This is a genomic window from Polynucleobacter corsicus (genome assembly GCF_018688255.1).
Taxonomy (GTDB): domain Bacteria; phylum Pseudomonadota; class Gammaproteobacteria; order Burkholderiales; family Burkholderiaceae; genus Polynucleobacter; species Polynucleobacter corsicus.
In genome coordinates, this window is sequence record NZ_CP061314.1 from 1,724,944 (window position 1) to 1,746,326 (window position 21,383).

Sequence of the window (21,383 nt, forward strand, 5' to 3'; positions counted from 1 at the left end):
CATGGCTCGAGCTTTTATTGGATTTGGTGGAAATGTCGGTGATACGCGTCAGCTCATTACTGATGCGATTGTGTGCCTCGCGCAGCGTTGCGAGCTCCAAATACTGGCTAAAAGCTGCTTTTACCAAAGTGCGCCCTTCCAAGCAACCGGGGGCGACTATATCAATTCTGTAATTGAAATTGAAACGCAATTAAGCCCGTATGGCCTTTTGCATGTCTGCCAAGCAGTCGAACAAGAATTCGGTCGTGAGCGCCCTTACGCTAATGCACCCCGCACAATTGATCTGGATATCCTATCCTTTGAGGGCGTATCTCAAACAGATACAGAACTCACAATCCCCCATCCCAGAATCATTGAGCGCTCGTTTGTTCTGCTTCCCTTGCTAGAAATTGCACCAGATTTCTTCTTGCCCAACTGGGGCGAACTCAGGGCGTATTTGCCAAATGTGGCTGATCAGCGCATTGAAAAACTCTCTTGCCGCAACTGTAATTGCGGTGAAAAGCAGGTTTATAGCCAATCAGCGCATTAATTCATTAAACTCACGCCATGGGTTACTTGCAAGGCGAAAAGCCAATCACGATTTCTAAACTCCTCGCCATGCGTGCTGAGGGTGAAAAAATTACGATGCTGACGGCATACGATTCAACCATGTCGGCCTTGTTAAATCGCAGTGGAGTAGACACCATCCTGATTGGGGATTCCTTAGGTAATGTGATTCAAGGTCACTCTAGCACCACACCCGTAACTGTTGAACATGTGGCGTATCACACCGAATGTGTAGCCCGCGCCAACACCCAAGCTTTCATCATTGCTGACCTTCCCTTTGCTAGCTATGGCGACCCTGTTCAAGCCTTAGAGTCAGCAGCAGAACTCATGCGCGCTGGTGCCGACATGGTCAAACTTGAAGGCGGTGATTGGCAAGTCGACATCATTCAGTATTTAGTAGAACGCAGTGTTCCTGTTTGTGCCCACCTAGGACTTCTTCCCCAATCCGTTCACATCCTAGGTGGCTATAAGGTTCAAGGTAAATCGAAAGATTCTGCAAGCCTCATGCTCGAGCAGGCAATAGCGTGCGAGCAAGCTGGGGCACAAATGATTGTGCTCGAAGCTATCCCATCTTCATTGGGCAATCTCATTACCGAATCACTCTCTATTCCCACTATTGGAATCGGTGCAGGCGCAAATTGCTCAGGTCAAGTATTGGTACTACAAGATATGCTGGGCATCAGCCCTGGAAAGCCACCCAAGTTTGTTAAAAACTTTATGGATGGCCACGCCTCAATTGAGGCAGCAGTCAAAGCCTATGTTCGAGAAGTGAAATCCGGAAAATTCCCCGGACCCGAACACGGCTTTGCTGGATAAGTTCAAACTACTAGTTAACTAAAAAAACTCTTTACGCCGTCGAACCAACCCTTTTGATGGGGGTTATGTTTATCGCCACCCAATTTGAGGCTATCGTCAAAGCTCTGCAGTAATTTTCTCTGTTCATCAGTTAACTTCACTGGAGTCTCGATCGCAACGTGGACAAAGAGATCGCCCACGATAGTCGAGCGCAAACCTTTGATACCCTTGTTACGCAAGCGGAATGTTTTTCCAGTTTGCGTACCCTCAGGAATCGGAAACTCGACGCGCCCTGAAAGCGTTGGAACTTCAATGTCCCCACCAATCGTTGCAGTTGCGAATGAGATCGGCATTTGGACATGCAAATCACTGCCATCACGCTCAAATACCTTATGGGGCTTAACTCTCACCTCTACATAAAGATCGCCGGATGGTCCACCATTGACACCGGGCTCGCCATTTCCAACAGAGCGCACGCGCATGCCATCATCAATACCCGCAGGGATTTTGATTTCCAGCGTCTTTTGTTCTTTATGTTTACCGCTGCCATGACAAGTCTTGCATGGCTTCGGAATGTACTCACCAGTGCCACGGCACTTAGGGCAAGTTTGTTGCATGGAGAAGAAGCCTTGCTGGACGCGGACTTGGCCATGACCGGCGCAAGTAGTACATCTCTCGGCTTTGCTACCAGGTTCAGCCCCAGTGCCCTGACATGGCTTGCAATTACTCCAGCTTGGCACCCGAATTTGGGTGGTGTAACCCTCGGCAGCTTGCTCAAGAGTGATTTCCATGTTGTAACGTAAATCGGCACCTTTATATACCTGCGGTCCTGACTGACGTCCACCACCCTGACCAAAAATATCGCCGAAGATATCGCCAAAAGCGTCAGCAAAACCGCCGCCGCCAAAGCCACCACCACCAAAGCCGCCTGATTGATCAAGGCCAGCGTGACCATACTGATCATATGTAGCACGCTTATTCGGGTCCGTTAAAGTTTCGTAAGCTTCTTTCACTTCTTTAAATTGCGCTTCTGCTGTTTTGCTATCGGGGTTGCGATCAGGATGATGCTTCATCGCCATTTTTCGATAAGCTTTTTTTAGCTCCTCATCGCTAGCGCCTTTAGCAACTCCAAGGACCTCGTAATAATCGCGTTTACTTGTAGACACAAAATTCCTCTCAACAACCTGAATGACACAAGTCGGCACATGGCCGACTTGTTATTTAAGTACCTCTAAACTACGTTAAATGACTCTCAATTAAGGGATTATTTCTTGTCATTCACTTCTTTGAAATCCGCATCCACTACGTCAGCATCGGGAGCCGCACCTGGTGCGCTACCAGGCGCTGCGCCAGGAGCGCCGCCAGCCTTAGCTTGTTCTGCAGCCATGGCTTTTTCACCGAGCTTCTGACTTGCTTTACCCAAAGCCTCAGTCTTGGCCTCAATAGCAGCTTTATCGCTACCCTTGATGGCTTCGTCCAATTCTTTCAAGGCAGCTTCGATTGCCTCTTTCTCAGAAGCCTCCAAAGCAGAACCATGCTCTTCCAAAGCTTTCTTGGTTGAGTGGGCCAAAGCATCGGCAGTGTTACGTGCGGTTACTAATTCCAATGCTTTTTTATCTTCATCGGCATTCGCTTCAGCATCTTTCACCATGCGTAAAATTTCTTCTTCAGTCAAACCTGAGTTTGCCTTGATGGTGATCTTGTTCTCTTTGCCAGTTGTCTTGTCTTTTGCAGTGACATGCAAAATACCGTTGGCATCAATATCAAAAGTTACTTCAATTTGTGGCATACCGCGTTGTGCTGGCGCAATACCTTCCAAATTAAATTCACCGAGTAATTTGTTGGCAGTAGCCATCTCACGCTCACCTTGGAAGCACTTAATGGTTACGGCAGGCTGGTTATCTTCCGCTGTAGAGTAAACCTGTGAATGCTTGGTCGGAATAGTCGTGTTCTTCGGAATCATCTTGGTCATTACGCCGCCCAAGGTTTCGATACCCAAAGATAATGGAGTTACGTCCAGGAGCAATACATCTTTGCGATCACCAGACAATACGGATCCTTGAATCGCGGCACCAACTGCAACTGCCTCATCTGGGTTCACATCTTTGCGTGGCTCTTTGCCAAAAATTTCTTTTACCTTATCCTGAACAGCAGGCATACGGGTTTGACCGCCGACCAAAATCACATCATCGATTTCAGCGGGGTTTACGCCAGCATCTTTAATTGCAGTCAAGCAAGGGCCGGTCGTACGATTGATCAACTCTTCTACTAAAGATTCCAACTTAGCGCGGGTCAACTTCAAGTTCAAGTGCTTAGGGCCGCCTGCATCAGCAGTCACGTATGGCAAATTGATCTCAGTCTGTTGTGCAGATGACAATTCGATCTTGGCTTTCTCAGCAGCATCTTTCAAACGCTGCAATGCCAATACGTCCTTACTCAAATCTACGCCTTGCTCTTTCTTGAACTCAGCAATGATCCAGTCAATGATGCGCTGGTCAAAATCTTCACCACCCAAGAAGGTATCGCCGTTGGTAGAGAGTACTTCAAACTGCTTCTCGCCGTCCACGTTAGCAATCTCGATAATGGATACGTCGAATGTGCCGCCACCTAAGTCATACACAGCAATCTTGCGATCAACCTTGTCCTGTTTGTCCAAACCGAAGGCTAATGCCGCAGCAGTTGGCTCATTGATGATGCGCTTGACATCTAAACCAGCGATACGACCCGCATCTTTAGTAGCTTGACGTTGGCTGTCGTTGAAGTAAGCAGGAACAGTAATCACTGCCTCAGTCACTTCTTCGCCAAGGTAATCTTCGGCAGTCTTTTTCATTTTGCGCAGAATTTCTGCTGACACTTGTTGTGGTGCCATTTTTTTGTCGCGCGCCTCAACCCATGCATCACCGTTGTCCGCTTGAACAATTTTGTAAGGCATCAAGCCAATGTCTTTTTGTACTTCCGCATCCGTAAATTTACGACCCATCAAACGCTTTACCGCGTAAATGGTGTTTTTAGGATTGGTAACTGATTGGCGTTTTGCAGGTGCGCCGACCAATACTTCGCCATCTTCAACATAAGCGATGATGGAAGGAGTTGTACGACCGCCTTCTGCGTTCTCGACAACTTTAGGTGCATTGTTTTCAACAACCGAAACGCACGAGTTCGTGGTTCCTAAGTCAATTCCGATAATCTTTCCCATAATGGCTCCAAAAAAATTAAGTTACGTGTAATTTCGTCAAACTGCGAATAATTCGATAAGGAATAAATGGGGTCGAAGAAGGGAAATTCAAGGGTTCAAAAGCAAAAAAGGCAGATTTCTGCCTTTTTTTATCTTTTTTCACCCAGAAAACCCCATTTAGGGGCTTTTTTAGGGACTTTTAATACCTTATTTAGGCGCGCTCACGGTAACCAAGGCTGGGCGCAAAATGCGATCTGCAATGGAATAACCCCTTTGTAAGACGGAAACCACGGTATTGGCCTCTTGGTCCGAAGGGACTGACGCAATGGCCTGGTGATGGTGAGGATCGAATTTGTCACCTACAGTAGGATTAATCTCAGTCAATCGTCCTTTTTCAAAGGCGGCTAGCAATTGCTTTAGGGTGATCTCTAGACCCTCTTTAAAGGCTTTGGCATCTACGGTCTCTGCGTTCAAAGCTGCATACAGACTGTCCGTCACCGGCACGAGGTGCTCAGCAAAACTCTCAATCGCAAACTTATGGGCCTTTGAGATATCTTCAATAGCACGGCGGCGAATATTTTCACCCTCGGCCTTAGCGCGAAGGTAGTTATCTTGCATCTCGCTTAGCTTCTGATTTAACTCAGCAATTTCTTGCTCTGGAGTCTTTACTTCGGCATCTGCAGGAGCTGCTTCTGCACCAGCTTCAGCCTGAGGATCGGCAGCAGTATTTTCTTGCTCAGGGGATGGATTTTGATTTTCTTGGGTCATAGGTGCAAATTCACTTTTCTATCAGGATGGCTACTTCTCAACGATATGGGGCCAATTAAGGTAATTTCAAGTGCGCCTTACTCTAAGCAATATTCGCTTTAGCTAACTCAGCCAAGCGGTCGCGCTCCTGCAATACTGCATCGGACTCAACACCCAAACTCCAACCAGATAGATGCTGCTGGGCAATCTCGTACATGGCATCGATCCACTTTGGATTACTATTTAAACAAGGGATGTAGCGGTAGTCTTTGCCGCCATGCTCCAAAAAGATCTCTCGTGCTTCCATTGCAATCTCTTCTAGGGTTTCCAAGCAATCCGCCGGAAATCCTGGGCAAAAAATATCCACTCGCTTACAACCTGCTTTACCCAACTCTTCAATCATCGGAGCCGTGTAAGGCTTGAGCCACTCCGCCTTACCAAAGCGCGATTGAAAGGTAACTAAGTATTGTCCAGGCACTAAACCTAATGACTCACCAAGCAAGCGACCAGTTTTCAGGCACTCACAATGGTAGGGATCGCCCTTCATTAAATTGCGCTTGGGTAGGCCGTGGAAAGACATTACAAAGCGATCGCCAGCAGCAAAATCTGGGCGACCATCTTTATCCCATGCGCCCAGTACTTGGTCACGCAATGCTGAAATATAGGCAGGATTGTCGTGATAGTACTTGACTAAACGCAACTCGGGTTGATTACGCCAAGTCCCGAGCACGCGAAACACTTCATCAAAACTCGACGCAGTAGTGGTAGCCGAATATTGCGGATATAGCGGCAACAACAAAAGACGCTCCATGCCCTGATCCTGCAAGGCTTCCAGGGCTTGCTGAGTTGAAGGTTCGCCATAACGCATGGCCAGATCTACCAGCACCACTTCACCGTGATCCGCGAATTTCTCACCCAACTCTTTTGCTTGTAGGCGGGAATAATGCATCAGAGGTGAGCCTAATTTTGGCAACCAAATGGAAGCGTACTTCTTTGCGGAAGCACCACTACGAATCGGCAAAATAATACCGTTCAAAATACACCACCAAATAATGCGGGGGATTTCTACAACGCGTGGATCAGATAGAAATTCTTTGAGATAGGCTCTGACTGCCTTAGCCGTTGGTGCAGAAGGAGTACCCAAATTAAGCAATAACACTGCTGTCTTAGAGGGGCGTAAGTGAGGATTTTGATTCAAGGAAGATCCGTCTTTATTAAAGAGAGCTAAAAGATATAAATATTACTAAGAACTGATTGGCGCACTTAATGCGCCCGATAACAACTTAGAGGTAATGTCGACAATCGGAATCACCCGATCGTATGCCATACGAGTGGGTCCAATCACGCCAAGGGTTCCAACGATCTGGCCATCGACGCTGTACGGCGCACTGATGACCGCCAAATCTTCATAAGGCAGCAAATCACTTTCGCCGCCAATAAAGATTTGAATACCATCCGCATGACTAGATACGTCTAGCAACTGCATGAGGACCGACTTTTGCTCGAGCATATCGAACATCTTGCGTAGCTTATCCAAATTAGTACTGAGATCGCCCACATTCAGTAAGCGCCGCTCACCTGATAGCAGCATATCTCCTTGACCCATGCCGTAATCACTAACGCCACTGTGCAATGCTAAGGCCATCAGCCCCGAGATATCGGTTCGCAAATTATCCAGATCAGAGGCAAGGTGCGCACGTACCTCTGCAAAACTCTTGCCGGCAAACTGAGTATTGATGTAATTTCCAGCCTCAACTAGCTGACTTGGGGTGTAGTCCTGCGAAGTGGGAAGGATCCGGTTTTGAACATCACCCTCAGGGGTCACCATGATGAGCAGTATCTTGCCTTCGCCAAGCCTTAAGAATTCAATATGCTTGAAGACCTGGGCCCGCTTAGGCGTCATCACCACCCCGGCAAAATGAGTCAAATTAGACAAAATTTGCGCAGCGGAATTCAGCACCCTTTGGGGTGAATCTGGCAAAAGTCCTTTTTCCATCTCACGGGCAGCCATTTCCTCTAGGGGGCGAACGGTCACCATCGTATCCACGAAGATACGGTAGCCCCTTGGGGTTGGGATGCGACCAGCTGAGGTATGGGGGCTGGTGACTAAGCCCATTTCCTCTAAATCCGCCATGACATTACGAATCGTAGCCGCAGAAAGATCCAATCCCGAGAATCGAGACAGGGTGCGTGAGCCAATAGGCTGCCCCTCTTCGATATAACGCTCGATGAGGGTTTTCAGTAAGGCGCGGGAACGATCATCCATGGTGGAAGGGATTTTATGCCTATGGTTTAATCGTTATATGTTAAGCCCATCCCCAAATTCCAGCAAAAAGGCCTTTAGCCGGGTTGCGCTTGTCGGCAAATATCAGGCTGACGGCATGCAAGAGCGCCTTAAGGACCTGGCAACGCTACTTGGCCAGCAAGGCTGCGAGGTCTTCGTTGAAAGCGCCACCGCAAGCCACTTAAGCCTGAGCGCCTATCCGATCAAAAAAGTAGAGGAGTTTGCGGGAGCCATTGATTTGGCAGTAGTTTTGGGTGGCGACGGGACCATGCTGGGGATTGGGCGTCAACTTGCGGGCAGTAATGTCCCCCTCGTTGGCATCAATATGGGTCGCTTGGGCTATATGACCGACATCCCCATTCAGAATGTTGAAACAGTTTTGCCGCAAATTATTGCTGGTGACTACGAAGCCGATACCAGAACCCTACTAGATGCAGTGGTAATGCGTGATGGCAAAAAAATCAATCAAGCCCTCGCCCTCAATGATGTAGTGGTTAATCGCTCCGGAATATCAGGAATGGTCGAGCTTGCAGTGCGCGTCAATGGTTCATTTATGTATAACCAGCGATCAGATGGCTTAATTGTGTCTACCCCTACCGGCTCAACAGCTTATGCCCTTTCTGCTGGCGGTCCGATTCTGCATCCGCGGGTTGCCGGAATTCTATTGGCGCCGATTGCGCCACACTCTTTATCTAATCGCCCCATCGTATTACCGCAAGATATTCTGGTGAGCATTGAGGTTGTTGATGGCGGAGAAGTGATTGTGAACTTTGACATGCAATCACAAACGCATTTGCACTCCGGTGACATCATTGAAGTTAGTCAATCTGAAAAAACCATCACCCTACTTCACCCTCGCAGCCATAGTGACTACAAAACCTTGCGCGAGAAGTTACATTGGAATGAGTATCCATCGACATTCTGATGTCGAATTTTTTGGTACGCTAAAGCATGCTTCAAACACTATCGCTTCGCGACTTTGTCATTGTTGACCAGTTAGAGCTGGACTTTTCCTCTGGGTTTACAGTCCTGACCGGTGAAACAGGGGCTGGTAAATCCATCCTCTTAGATGCTCTCAGCTTAGTGTTGGGTGAGCGTGCAGATAGCAGCCAAATTCGTGAAGGCTGTAGCCGCGCAGAAATTAGCGCTCTCTTTCGGATTGATTCGCAGCAAATTAAACATTTTAGTGAATGGCTGGATGAGCTAGGTTTTCCACTGGAAGATGATGGGCAAAGTCTTTTACTAAAAAGAACTGTAGAAGCCAATGGCCGCAGCCGCGCCTTCATTAATGGCAGCGTAGCAACTTTGGTGCAACTGCGAGAAGCAGGTGATCAATTAGTAGATATTCATGGTCAACACGCACATCAACTATTACTTAAAGGTGGCGCGCAACGCGAACTACTCGATCGCCATGCTAATCACCTAGATCTGGTTACCGAGGTTTCCCAATTATTTAAAACCCTGAATGAATCGCGCCGTAGACTCGAGCAAGCTGAAAATGCTGGGCAAGATATTGAACGCGAGCGTGAGCGTTTGGAGTGGCAATTAGAGGAACTCACTGAACTCTCTCCGCAGGAAGGTGAATGGACTGCCATTCAAAGTGAGCATGCACGCCTAGCAAATGGCGCAAAGATTATGAGTGGCTGTCAAGAAGCAATTGATGCTCTGAGCGATGCGGATAACTCTGTCGAATCTACCCTCTCTAAGGCTAGCTCCAATATCAGCGCCCTAGCAGAACATGACTCCGCACTCAGTGATATCAGCCAAGCCTTAGAGTCAGCCCAAATTCAGATAGACGAAGCGGTGCATGGCCTCAATCGGTATTTACAAAAACTCGATTTAGATCCTGCACGCCTCAGTGAGGTGGAGGAGCGCATGCAAGCACTTCATGGTGCAGCCAGAAAATACCGCACCGAAGCAGATGACTTACCAAAGCTTCTGTTAGATACTACCGAACGCTTAGAGGCCTTAACAGCCTCGCAAAATATCGAAGCTTTACGTGAGAGAGTGAAACAAGAAGAACTTGTCTACCTCAAGCAAGCAAAGCAACTTTCACAAAAACGCAACAAGGCTGCGCTAGATTTAGGTAAGCAAGTTACCGCTGCAATGCAAGACCTATCGATGGCAGGCGGACAATTGGAGATTGCCTTGCTACCTTTGGCCGAAGGTGGTGCTCATGGTCTTGAGCAAATTGAGTTTCTGGTTGCAGGCCATGCTGGCAGCACTCCACGTTCACTAGCCAAAGTAGCCTCCGGTGGTGAATTAGCCCGCATTAGCTTGGCTATAAGCGTCATCACTAGCAAGGCATCATTTACACCCACGCTGATATTTGATGAAGTCGATGCCGGTATCGGCGGCGCTGTTGCAGAGACTGTTGGGAAGTTATTACGTCAACTTGGTGAGTCACATCAAATTCTGTGTGTGACTCACTTGCCACAAGTGGCTGCGCAAGGTAATCACCACCTCAAAGTCAGTAAATCACAGGCAGGTGATAAAACCCTCTCTCAGGTCACTCCACTTGGAAGGTCTGAGCGAGTAGAAGAAGTGGCTCGCATGCTCGGTGGAGCAACGATTACTGACACAACGCGTCGACACGCTCGCGAGCTACTAGAGCAAAACTAAACTGGTTCAGCGCCCGAAGGGGCAAGAAATATGTCTTGCCATAAAGTCAGAACCACCTCTCTTGCATGAACCAGTTGTGGCTCAAGCTCCAAATCTACCCGCGTCTTTTCTGCACCGTCTAAACGTAAGCGATGTTGACGTGCTCGAAGCAGGCGATAGGCATCTCCCACCTCTTGCGCTATTGCAGCTTGAATTAATCCTGCCTCTCCAGCAATCCGAAGTAAAGCGATGTTTCCCAGGTTACCAATCAGCTGTGGATGGGCGCTTGAGAATGCCAGGACTAAAAATTGCACGATAAATTCAATATCCACCATGCCACCGGCATCATGCTTCAAATCAAAGTCGGGGCTAGGATTTGGATGTCCGGCATGAACCTTGCGACGCATCTCTGAAATCTCATGGCGTAGTTGTCCAACATCACGCTTCTGACTTAAAACATCAAATCGCACACCATCAAAGAATTCTTCAACTACTCTTGATCCCGCCGAGCATCTAGCTCGCGTGAGAGCTTGATGCTCCCAAACCCAAGCGGCGTTGTCACCTTCACGCATCTGGTATTTCTTAAATGCATCGGCATTTGTCACTAAAAATCCGGCAGAACCATTGGGGCGAAGACGTGTGTCGATTTCAAATAAGCTCCCAGCTGATGTATAGGCGGTTAACCAGTTAATCATCCGCTTAGCGAGTAGCGCATAGATTTCTTGGGCAGCAAAATCAGTTGCTTCGGCTTGATATAAGAAAACCAGGTCCAAGTCGGAGGCATACCCCAACTCTTTACCGCCCAACTTGCCATAAGAAATCACTGCGAATGGCGCGGTCGTATCAAGCGGTAATGCAAACTTCTGGGCAACGCCAGGCCATACCCGCTCAAAAGTGGTCTGCAGTATTAAGTCTGCCAAAGCAGATAAATGATCACTCACCTTTTCTACCGAAAGCTCGTGATCCATACCAATGCCCAAATCCGCAAGCAAAGTAATAAAGGTTTCGGTGTGATGGGTGATGCGCAAAATATCCATCGCCTGCTCTGAGCCATCACCATCAGCCATCACGTCATCAAGACGCATATCTAAGGTCGCTTTTACTTCCTGCCAATACTGCTCTGGATTTTCAATCAGGGCTTTCTCGGTGCGCGAGTTGAGCAAGTAATCCAAGAGATGGGGATGCCGAGTTAAATATTGCGCGCCCCATTGAGAGGTCTTGAGTAAAGCCAATACATTCAATAGTGCCTGAGGATATTCAGACAAGATGGATAAATAGGCACTGCGTCTTGCAACTGCATCTAGCAAATCAAAAAAGCGTAGTAAGGTTTGGTCTGCGCTAATTGTTATTGGCTGGTCTATTTGCAAACACTCCGCAGCCTTACGAATGAGGTTGTTAAAAATAATCCTGCTTTTTTCTGGTAACTGTCTTTGTTTAGAGCTATCAGCCCAAGCCAACCAACGGGCTGCAGACTCTGGGAACATTGTGGCATCTAGCTCCCAGCCTTCTGGCAAGGAAGCATTGTCTAATCGTGCTCCATCATCTAGTACAAAAGCTTTTTCGAAATACCGGGCTACTGCTGCTTGATGTTTGTCGAGCTCAGATAAAAAACGGGCTTGCTCTTGAATCTGATCAGGGCCACCCATACTCGCTGCTAAACGAGTGCGAGGACCTTCATCCTCGGGCAAATAGTGTGTCTGCTGATCTTCCCAAACCTGAATCCGATGCTCTAAGCGACGCAAGTAAACGTAAGCCGCCTTTAAATCATCAGCCTCTTGGGCGGGCAAAATACCTTGCTGCTTTACCAACTCCAATACCTCTAGAGTAGGTCGAATGCGAAAGCGCGGATCGGTGCCACCACGCATCAATTGAAACATTTGCGCCAAGAACTCAATCTCACGGATGCCACCACGACCCAACTTAATATCTCTAGATCGACCATGATGATTCGAGGAACGCTTCTCAGCCTCATGCTGTATCTGCCGATGCAATTCACGGATAGAAGCAATCACGCCGTAATCTAAATGGCGGCGATAAACAAAAGGGCGAATCAGTTGATCAAGCTCACGCTCGCAATGAGCAAAGGAGGGTGAATCAGGCAAAGGTGAGATCAACCTGCCCTTAATCCAGGCGTAGCGCTCCCACTCCCTTCCTTGTACCAATAGGTATTCCTCAAGCATATCGAGACTACAGACCAGGGGCCCAGAATCTCCATTCGGTCTCAGACGCATGTCCACCCTAAATACAAAACCATTGGCGTCATGCTCAGCCAATAATTTAATCAGGCGCTTACCCATGCGCACAAACCACTCGTGATGAGACAGGCTCTTCGGTCCGCCCTGAGTATCACCTTCGTGCTCATACAAAAAGATCAGGTCGATATCAGACGAAAGGTTGAGCTCTAACCCACCCAACTTACCCATACCTACGACCATTAAAGGCATCTCTGAATCCGTGACCTGGCTCCAAGGCAGGCCAAAACGACGCTGCTGATCTTCTCGGATATAGGCAATCGAAAGGGCTACTGCCTCCTGCGCAAAATGACTCAGTGCATGCGTTACCTCACTGAGATCGGCCATGCCATTGAGGTCTCGGAAGGCAATCCAGAGCATGAGGCGCTGCCTTGCCAGCCTTAGATCCGCCATAAATTGAGCCTCATCTTGCTCGGGAGCGGCTAAAGCATCTTGGCAAGGACTCAATAGATCCCGGATTCCAATCAGATCCACTTTTTGGGTGCCCTGAGAGCGAAGCCAATCAACCCACTCAGGGCGAGAATGGATCCAGCGTTGCGCGTAGCTGGAGTGCTGCTTTAGAAATTCAATTTGGGCGGCAAAATCAGTCATTTCTCCATCTTAATCCGACTCTAGACTCAAACTTGCAGAAGCTTGGCGATCACCTAATGGCTGACGGATAATAGAGTCCATGCTTGTAAATATCATCTGGACTCGCCTGCTGAGCGTGCTTCAAAAACGTCCTCCAGGTTCTGGTGGTCGCTGGCGTAAGCGCGCCCTTATTGTTGCAGGCGTCACTGTGGCTTTTTTCGTATTAGGCCATCTTGGGGTGCGTTTTATTCTTTGGCCACAGATTGAGAAATCAAAGCCCACCATAGAGCGCTTAATGAGTGCTCGCTTGGGCACCAATTTCACGATGGATGATGTCCAGGTATCTTGGACTGGAATTCGACCAAGCTTTGCGATTCAAGGGTTACGATTCAATGACGCAAGCACTCCCACCCCACCCTTGCTCATTGAAAATATCAGCGGGCAACTCAGCTGGCTTTCTTTCTATTATTTAGCGCCCTATTTTCACGAGATCACTATTGATCGGGCGCAGCTATACGCACAACGCGATTCAAAAGGCATCGTTTCCATTGCTGGAATTCCGATTCAAGGCGATGCCGATAATTTTTCAACCGGTAACTGGTTGTTCGCTCAAAACGATATCCAAATTAACAATGCCAAAATTTATTGGGAGGACCAACAAAGTCGAAAGCTAAAAACTGTCATTGATATTCAAAGCTTTCACTTAATTAATGGCATTCGTAGTCACGAGGGTCAGCTCAACGCTCAAACCCCCTGGAGCCCAAATCCAATCAAACTCCAAGCTGACTTTGTCCATCACCTTGGTGGCCAGGGGGGTAATTGGCGCGACTGGATCGGAACTATTTCATGGGATCTTACTGAACTCAAGCTCGGTCAAATTTCTAAAGACCTCAGTCTTCCGGTCTATGACTTGGGCGGCAGAATCAACTCTCAGGGCAGCCTGAAGCTCGATGGTGGCAAGGCTAATGGAGGGCAAATGTCCTTAATAGCCGATCAACTCATCGTGCAATTAAACAAGGATGAGGATCCCCTTGAGTTTGGCAGGCTGGAGACAGAGCTAATCCAAGATACAGATGGCGGCTTAAATTCCATTACAACAAAAACCTTGGCATGGCGCAATATCGATAGCCCACAAACTGCATCACTTGAAAAATTAAGCCCCATTACTTTCCGTTGGCGTCCACCAAAAGATGGTGGCGAGATCAAAGAGTTCGGCTTCTCATCACCAAAAATACAATTGGAAGATATTGCCCTCTTTGCACTCAATCTTCCTCTGCCAAAAAAGATTCATCAATGGATCAAGATTTCTGAAGCAGATGGTGAGTTGCAGAATGTAGATATAAACTGGTCCGAAAGCCAATCTGCACTAGCGGCTTTGCCTATTCCGGGAAATTGGTTTTCCTCTCACAAACTCGACTTCACTATCAGCGCAAAGCTCAAGGACATTAGCTTTACTGGAGTGAATAAATCGATGCCCTCAGCTGCAAATTTATCTGGCAACTTAGTGAGCAATCAGAAGCAAGGTAACTTCACACTAGATTCGAGCAATCTTGAATTAGAGATGAGTGACTTTTTATCCGCCTCTGAAATTCAACTGGATCGCGCAAAAGGTGAGATTAGTTGGTCCAAGCAAAAAGGGGGTTGGCTAATCAATGCTAAGAAACTGCAGCTCAGTAACTCTGAAATTACAACCAATTTTGATCTCAGCTATTTGATCGGCGCACTTAAGCAACCCGACTTCATCACTTTAGATATGGAATTCGTTAAGGCTAAGCTAGCAACGGTCCATCGCTATTTGCCAGTTGGAATAGATAAGGATATCCGCCTTTACCTAAGCAAAGCATTTGAGTCCGGGGAGATTCAAAATGGCTCTTTACACATTAAGGGTGACCCCAATCAAGCACCTTACCCAGCTGGCACCGTTGGAGAGCTCAGCTTAAATTTACCTTTCTCCAAAGCAAGCTTTAAGCCAGCACCTCTGCTACCAAAAAGCCAAGGGGTTTGGTCAGCACTGAATAATGTCAGTGGCACCATCAACTTGAAACAAGCAGCTTTAAATATTGATGTGGATAAAGCAAACTATCAAAGAGTGGCTATCACCAAGGTCAAAGCACAAATTCCGGATCTCAGCGCTAAAAATCTGGCCTTACTCATTAATAGCTCTATTGAGGGTGATGGCTCTGAAATCCTCGAATACCTATTTGTATCACCCGTAGGTATTTCGCAAGCCAACTTAGCTAAAAATCTCACTCTTAAAGGCCCTGTGAATGTGGGTCTTGACTTAAAAATTCCGCTAGCTGGAAGTGACGATGTTAGCTTCGATGCAAAAATTAACCTTCCTGGAAATCAAGTGCAATGGGGGCAGGTTCCTCCACTTGAAAATCTGAAAGGCAAGGTGCGCATTACTGAAGTTAATCCTGAGTTTGATAATGTCACCGCAAACTTTTTAGGCGGCACCTTCAAAATTGCTAGCGCACCCTCTTCGGCAGGTAACACTAGCTTTAGCATTGGAGGCAACATTAATGCTAGCTTCATCAAAGATTATATTTCAGGAAATTTAAAATCTCGAGCCCACCCAGCACTTCTTAGTGCGATGAGTGGATCAGCTAAATATGAAGGTCTGATCAACTTTAATAAAGCAGGCAGCCAAACCAAACTCAATTTTGATTTACGCAATTGGGCTAGCTCTGCCCCCTCACCTGCCAAGAAATTAGCAGGAACCCCTATGTTGGGTGAGCTCAATCTAAAAATTTACCCTGCCAGCAAAACCAATTTAGTACGCGCAGATTGGTCTGGAAAATTAGGAGACCAATATTTTCTTCAGGGAAATCTCAATTCCACGAATGAAGTAAAAAATGCAGTCGGTGTTGGGTCTCCAACAGCATTGCCACAACAAGGCACTTTACTCCACTTAGCAAGCAATGAACTAGACCTTGATCAGTGGGTAGAGTTTTTAGGAGCAGGAAAATCAAAGGGCAAAACGAATGAAGTCAATCTTTCAAATGCCCTCGAGGAGGATGTACAAATCTCTGCTCAAGTGAAGAAATTAATCGCCCTAGATCGAGAGTGGTCTGATGTCAGCATGCAGTCTCAGAAGAAAAATATCGCTTGGCAACTGCGTTTAAATTCGCCCCAGATTGCTGGACAGCTGCAATGGCAACCCGGCAGTAGTGATCACCCTAGTGGATTTGTGTCTGGAAGACTTACACGCCTCAAAATTCCAGATCAACGTATAGCTCCAGACTTAGTATCCAAGGAAAGTACTCCACAAAAAGCTAGCCCCCTCAAGACTCCGGTCGATCCAAATGCTATCCCCAGTCTAGATTTAACAATAGATGATTTGAGCTGGACCAAGGCGCAACTAGGTGCCGTCAAAATCAAATCTAAAACTAGTCGCGATCTCATGAAGCTTGAGTCAATGCAAATTAATAATCCTCAAGGCAACTCCACTATCAAAGGTCAGTGGCAGGCTAGCGCCCAAAATAATCCAGAACTGAGCTCATTCACTGCGGATATGAATATCAAAGATGCGGGGCAGATTATTTCCCATTGGAGTAACTCTAAGTCGGTAGAGGGTGGCGAAGGAAAGCTCAATGCCTCGCTCTCATGGTCTGGGTCACCCTTTTCTCCAGCCTATGATTCTCTTGCTGGCAACGTGAGCTTAGACCTCGCCAAAGGGCGCTTATTAGAAGTCAATACCGATGGAGCTAAGTTACTGGATGTTCTGAGTCTGCAAAGTCTCTTTAGATTTGCAACCTTAGACCTCAAAGGTAGCCTGGGAAATTTGGCAACCAAAGGTACGCCTTTCAATTCCATCGCCAGCAACTTTGAGATTACACAAGGGGTTGCACAAACCAAGCAATTCACCATGATTCTGGATCAAGCTCGGGTTGCTATGACGGGGCAAATTAATGTCCCCAAAGAAACCCAGGATCTCCGGATAACTATCTTTCCTACGATTGACGCCACTGCAGGCTCACTTGCGGCATTTGTAATTAATCCCATTATTGGTTTAGGAGCAGTACTAGGTCAGTACCTCATCACCAATCAAATTAACCGCACCATGCAGACAGATTATTTGGTTCAGGGCTCCTGGGAAAATCCTGAGGTAGTTCCTCTTGATCAAAAGGGTCAACCGCTCGATGCTAAAACTTTAGAGACGATTCGCACTAAAAATCTTTTGAAAGAGCAGACAAAACCAAGCTCTCCTAATTCTGCTCCCGCAAACCCACCTACAAACCAAAACACCACTACCCAAATGCCAGGTTAAATAGATGAGCGCACCAAGAAATTCTTCTGAACTCAACATGGCATCGATACAAATGGTATCGACTCCCAGTCTCAATGAAAATCTCGAAACTGCAGCACGCTTAATTAAAGCCGCTACAGATTCCGGGGCGCAGATTGCCGTGTTACCAGAATATTTTTGCTTAATGGGTTTAAAGGATACCGATAAGGTCAATGCGCGCGAAGCGGCAGGGTCTGGTCCGATTCAAGAGCGACTTGCCTCAATCGCACAAGAAAATAATATCTATCTAGTTGCTGGGACAATTCCGCTTGAGGCTAATGAATCCAATAAGGTTCTCAATACCTCCTTAGTGTTTAATCCTCAAGGCACACAAATCGCTCGTTACGACAAAATTCATTTATTTGGCTTTCAAACTCCAACGGAGCGTTACGAAGAGTCTGAAACTATTTCAGCGGGTAGCCAACCAGGCCAATTCTCAATCGAGGTTGATGCAGTGGAATGGCACTTTGGATTGAGTATTTGTTATGACCTACGTTTTCCAGAACTGTATCGCGCACTTGGCCAAGTGGATTGCCATATTATTCCAGCTGCATTTACCTACACCACAGGTAAAGATCATTGGGAAATTCTTCTGCGTGCACGCGCAATTGAAAACCAATGCTATGTCCTAGCTTCAGCCCAAGGCGGTCTTCACTTGAATCAACGACGTACTTGGGGTGAGAGCATGCTAATTGACCCTTGGGGAGAGATATTGAGTAATCTTCCTGAAGGCGAGGGTTTTATTCAGGGTACGCTCAGCAAAGATAAATTAAAAGAGGTACGCTCTAAGCTACCTGCACTAAAACACCGCAAGCTTTAATACAGAAAGTTCAGCAAAATCAAGATGAGAGCACCAGAAGCATTATTTCCGAGTGATTGGACTAAGCCTAAGAAACAGGCAGACCTTCTCAAGCTGGCTAAATCTATTCTGCTTGAGCCAACTGGCCTTTCCGAGCAAGACTTGCATCACACTTTTGGCAACATGTTCACGCATCAACTCGACGATGCCGACCTTTATTTCCAACACACCCGTAGCGAGAGCTGGAGCCTGGAAGAAGGTATTGTGAAATCCGGCAGCTTTAACATTGACCAAGGCGTTGGTGTGCGCGCAATCTATGGAGATAAGACCGCCTTTGCTTACTCTGATGAAATTAATTTAGAGGCCCTCAACAAGGCAGCCAAATCTACGCGCGTGATTGGACCCCAAGGTGGTACACGTGCGCTTGCAAGCAAAATCTTCACACCCGTATCCAACGAACTCTACTCAGATTTAAATCCTTTAGATTCACTAGCACCCCAAGAAAAGATTGCCTTACTTGAAGGCATTGAGCGTCGCGCAAAAGCACGTGACCCGCGCATCATCCAGGTGATGGCTAGCTTGGCTGGTGAGTTTGATGTGGTGCTCGTAGTTCGAGCGGATGGCCTATTAGCAGCTGATGTACGTCCGCTAGTGCGGGTGTCAGTCCATGTGATTGCCGAACAAAATGGTCGTCGCGAATCTGGATCTTCAGGAGGTGGCGGTCGTCATGATTACCACTACTTCAATACAGAACTCATTAATCAATATGTTGATGAAGCGGTTGATGGCGCACTGATTAATTTAGACTCTCGCCCCGCCCCAGCCGGCCCAATGACAGTAGTGATGGGACCAGGATGGCCTGGCGTTTTATTGCACGAAGCGGTAGGTCACGGCCTTGAGGGGGACTTTAATCGCAAGGGCTCATCCGCTTTTGCTGGCTGCATTGGACAACGCGTTGCCGCTAACGGTGTCACTGTAGTGGATGACGGAACACTTTCCGGTCGTCGTGGCTCACTCAATATTGATGATGAAGGCACGCCCACCCAATGCACTACCTTGATCGAAGATGGTATTTTGAAGGGTTACATTCAGGATAGCCTGAATGCCAGACTCATGAACATGCCCCTGACAGGCAATGGACGGCGCGAGAGTTTTGCCTCCCTACCAATGCCACGCATGACTAATACCTATATGTTGGCTGGTAAGGATGATCCTCAAGAAATTGTAGCCAGCATTAAACGCGGCCTATATGCAGTCAACTTTGGGGGCGGTCAAGTCGATATTACTAGCGGTAAATTCGTATTTTCAGCCTCAGAGGCCTATTGGGTAGAAAACGGCAAAATTCAATATCCCGTTAAGGGCGCCACCATCATTGGTAGCGGCCCGGAGTCCTTAAAACAGGTCTCTATGATCGGAAATGACCTGAAATTAGACGGCGGCATCGGGGTTTGCGGCAAGGAAGGCCAGAGCGTCCCTGTGGGCGTTGGGCAGCCAACTTTACGCATTGACAGCTTGACTGTCGGAGGAACGGCTTAATACGGCTTAAAATAGCCAGATGAGCCAACAAAATACGAATCCCGCAAACTGGTACGCTGCCGTTGATAAAACGTCAGATACGGACGATCAACGCATTCACAATATTACTGTTCTGCCACCACCAGAGCATTTAATTCGCTTCTTCCCGATCGCCGGAACGCCTACAGAAGCACTCATCAGCAAGACACGTAAAAAGATTCGCGACATCATTCATGGAAAAGATGATCGCCTGCTCGTGATCATTGGGCCTTGCTCGATTCATGACCCCCGTGCAGCACTCGAATACTGCCAAAGACTGCTCGTAGAGCGTGATCGCTTTGCAGGTGAACTCGAAATTGTGATGCGTGTCTATTTTGAAAAGCCACGCACAACGGTTGGCTGGAAGGGCTTAATTAATGACCCGTACTTAGATGAGAGCTATCGCATTGAAGAGGGTCTGCGAATGGCTCGCCAAGTATTGATGGAAATTAATCGCCTAGGCATGCCTGCAGGTAGCGAATTTTTGGATGTAATTTCTCCGCAATATATTGCAGATCTGATTTCTTGGGGCGCTATTGGCGCACGCACAACCGAGAGTCAAGTACATCGCGAACTCGCTTCTGGTCTATCAGCACCAATCGGATTTAAGAATGGCACCGATGGCAATATCAAGATTGCTACTGATGCCATTCAGGCCGCTAGCCGCCCACACCACTTCTTATCAGTGCATAAGAACGGCCAAGTATCTATTGTGGAAACTAAAGGCAATAAAGACTGTCACGTTATCTTACGTGGCGGAAAAGAGCCTAATTATGAAGCGCAATATGTTCAAGCAGCCTGCTCCGAGCTAGAAGCAGCTAAGCTTCCAGCCGGCTTGATGATTGACTTATCTCATGCGAATTCCAGCAAAAAACATGAGCGTCAAATTGTGGTGGCAGAAAATATTGCCGAACAAATTGAATCTGGCTCACATCATATTTTTGGCGTGATGATTGAAAGTCACCTCAATGATGGTGCGCAAAAATTCTCGCCAGGAAAAGACGATCCAAACAAATTGGAATACGGCAAGAGCATTACCGATGCTTGCATTAATTGGGAAGACTCAGCCAACGTATTACAACGCTTGGCTTTAGCTGTGAAGAATCGCAGAAAAGTGAAGAAGTGAAGAAATGGAAAAATAAGGCAAGCTTGCCTTATTAACCTTAAAAGAGACTAATTTATTTAGTCTCTTTTTTTTCATGCTTCCATAAAACGTCTTGACCGCCTGCCGCACGATTCAGAACCCGCGCTAATACAAACAATAGATCCGATAAGCGATTAACGTATTGACGCGGAGCATCGTATAAAGGCTCCTCCCAACCCAAACGCACAATCGATCTTTCTGCCCGTCTACAGACTGTGCGGCAAACGTGGGCCTGAGAAGCTGCACGAGTGCCACCTGGAAGAATAAATTCCGTCAGAGGAGGCAAAGTCGCATTGAATTTTTCCAGCCAAATATCCAACTGAGCTACCTGTTCTGGCTTGAGTAGGGTGTAATTGGGTATACAAAGCTCCCCGCCCAGGTCAAATAAATCATGTTGTACTTGCAAAAATAGGTTTTTGAACTCCTCTGCAAGGCTCTCGGGGATTGATTCAGTCATCAAAACCCCGATTTCGGAGTTCAATTCATCCACATCGCCCATGGCGCAAATGCGCAAATGATCCTTTTCCACCCGGCTACCATCGCCAAGCCCGGTCATGCCCGCATCACCAGTTCTGGTGGCTATTTTTGAAAGTCGATTTCCCATAAAACTAATTATAGGTATATGGCT

Annotated in this window: 15 protein-coding genes; 8 read left to right on the forward strand and 7 right to left on the reverse strand. The window is 47.3% G+C overall.

The features are described from left to right. The first annotated feature begins 1 nt into the window (after position 1). Positions 2-529 carry a 2-amino-4-hydroxy-6-hydroxymethyldihydropteridine diphosphokinase gene (gene folK / locus C2747_RS08930; protein ID WP_215331383.1) on the forward strand — a complete coding sequence of 176 codons (528 nt, stop codon included), beginning with the start codon at positions 2-4 and terminating at the stop codon, positions 527-529. A 17-nt stretch (positions 530-546) separates the two neighbouring features. Then, positions 547-1,362, forward strand: a complete 816-nt coding sequence (panB, locus tag C2747_RS08935; RefSeq protein ID WP_215331385.1) for a 3-methyl-2-oxobutanoate hydroxymethyltransferase — start codon at positions 547-549, stop codon at positions 1,360-1,362. Between the two features lie 14 nt (positions 1,363-1,376). Here panB and dnaJ read toward each other — a convergent pair whose 3' ends face one another. The 5 genes from dnaJ to hrcA all read right to left on the reverse strand — a co-directional run bounded on the left by dnaJ (position 1,377) and on the right by hrcA (position 7,529). Then, complete coding sequence (dnaJ, locus tag C2747_RS08940) at positions 1,377-2,507, reverse strand: molecular chaperone DnaJ (RefSeq protein WP_215331387.1); 1,131 nt, start codon at positions 2,505-2,507, stop codon at positions 1,377-1,379. A 98-nt stretch (positions 2,508-2,605) separates the two neighbouring features. Further along, the gene (gene dnaK, locus C2747_RS08945) at positions 2,606-4,537 is read right to left on the reverse strand and encodes a molecular chaperone DnaK (RefSeq protein WP_215331389.1); all 1,932 of its coding nucleotides are present in this window, start codon (positions 4,535-4,537) and stop codon (positions 2,606-2,608) included. Positions 4,538-4,723: 186 nt separating this feature from the next. After that, positions 4,724-5,284, reverse strand: a complete 561-nt coding sequence (grpE, locus tag C2747_RS08950; RefSeq protein WP_215331391.1) for a nucleotide exchange factor GrpE — start codon at positions 5,282-5,284, stop codon at positions 4,724-4,726. An 82-nt stretch (positions 5,285-5,366) separates the two neighbouring features. Beyond that, positions 5,367-6,461, reverse strand: a complete 1,095-nt coding sequence (gene hemH, locus C2747_RS08955; RefSeq protein ID WP_215331393.1) for a ferrochelatase — start codon at positions 6,459-6,461, stop codon at positions 5,367-5,369. A gap of 45 nt (positions 6,462-6,506) precedes the next feature. Continuing rightward, positions 6,507-7,529: a heat-inducible transcriptional repressor HrcA gene (gene hrcA, locus C2747_RS08960; protein WP_215331395.1), complete on the reverse strand. Its 1,023-nt coding sequence runs from the start codon at positions 7,527-7,529 to the stop codon at positions 6,507-6,509. Between the two features lie 37 nt (positions 7,530-7,566). Between hrcA and C2747_RS08965 the strand changes: the two genes are divergently transcribed. After that, the gene (locus C2747_RS08965) at positions 7,567-8,472 is read left to right on the forward strand and encodes an NAD kinase (RefSeq protein ID WP_215331397.1); all 906 of its coding nucleotides are present in this window, start codon (positions 7,567-7,569) and stop codon (positions 8,470-8,472) included. Positions 8,473-8,498: 26 nt separating this feature from the next. After that, entirely contained in the window at positions 8,499-10,169 is a 1,671-nt protein-coding gene (recN, locus tag C2747_RS08970) for a DNA repair protein RecN (RefSeq protein ID WP_215331399.1), read from the forward strand. On the opposite strand, the gene glnE is transcribed toward recN, so the two are convergent. Then, the gene (glnE, locus tag C2747_RS08975) at positions 10,166-12,991 is read right to left on the reverse strand and encodes a bifunctional [glutamate--ammonia ligase]-adenylyl-L-tyrosine phosphorylase/[glutamate--ammonia-ligase] adenylyltransferase (protein WP_215331401.1); all 2,826 of its coding nucleotides are present in this window, start codon (positions 12,989-12,991) and stop codon (positions 10,166-10,168) included. The two genes, recN and glnE, sit on opposite strands and share 4 nt — an antisense overlap. Before the next feature lie 79 nt (positions 12,992-13,070). Here glnE and C2747_RS08980 point away from each other — a divergent pair, with 79 nt between their 5' ends. Genes C2747_RS08980 through C2747_RS08995 form a run of 4 tightly spaced genes read left to right on the forward strand, consistent with a single transcriptional unit; the run spans position 13,071 to position 20,737 of the window. Then, positions 13,071-17,240 (forward strand): YhdP family protein, encoded by a 4,170-nt coding sequence (locus C2747_RS08980; protein WP_251374747.1) that lies wholly within the window; start codon positions 13,071-13,073, stop codon positions 17,238-17,240. 4 nt (positions 17,241-17,244) lie between these two features. Beyond that, positions 17,245-18,078 (forward strand): carbon-nitrogen hydrolase family protein, encoded by an 834-nt coding sequence (locus C2747_RS08985; RefSeq protein ID WP_215331403.1) that lies wholly within the window; start codon positions 17,245-17,247, stop codon positions 18,076-18,078. Positions 18,079-18,102: 24 nt separating this feature from the next. Further along, positions 18,103-19,593, forward strand: a complete 1,491-nt coding sequence (tldD, locus tag C2747_RS08990; protein WP_251374748.1) for a metalloprotease TldD — start codon at positions 18,103-18,105, stop codon at positions 19,591-19,593. A 19-nt stretch (positions 19,594-19,612) separates the two neighbouring features. Beyond that, positions 19,613-20,737, forward strand: coding sequence for a 3-deoxy-7-phosphoheptulonate synthase (locus C2747_RS08995; RefSeq protein WP_215331405.1), 1,125 nt, complete (start codon positions 19,613-19,615; stop codon positions 20,735-20,737). Between the two features lie 52 nt (positions 20,738-20,789). Here the strand turns inward: C2747_RS08995 and C2747_RS09000 are convergent, their stop codons facing one another. Then, on the reverse strand, positions 20,790-21,359 hold the full coding sequence (locus C2747_RS09000) for a cob(I)yrinic acid a,c-diamide adenosyltransferase (RefSeq protein ID WP_215331407.1): 570 nt from the start codon (positions 21,357-21,359) through the stop codon (positions 20,790-20,792). Between the last annotated feature and the right edge of the window lie 24 nt (positions 21,360-21,383).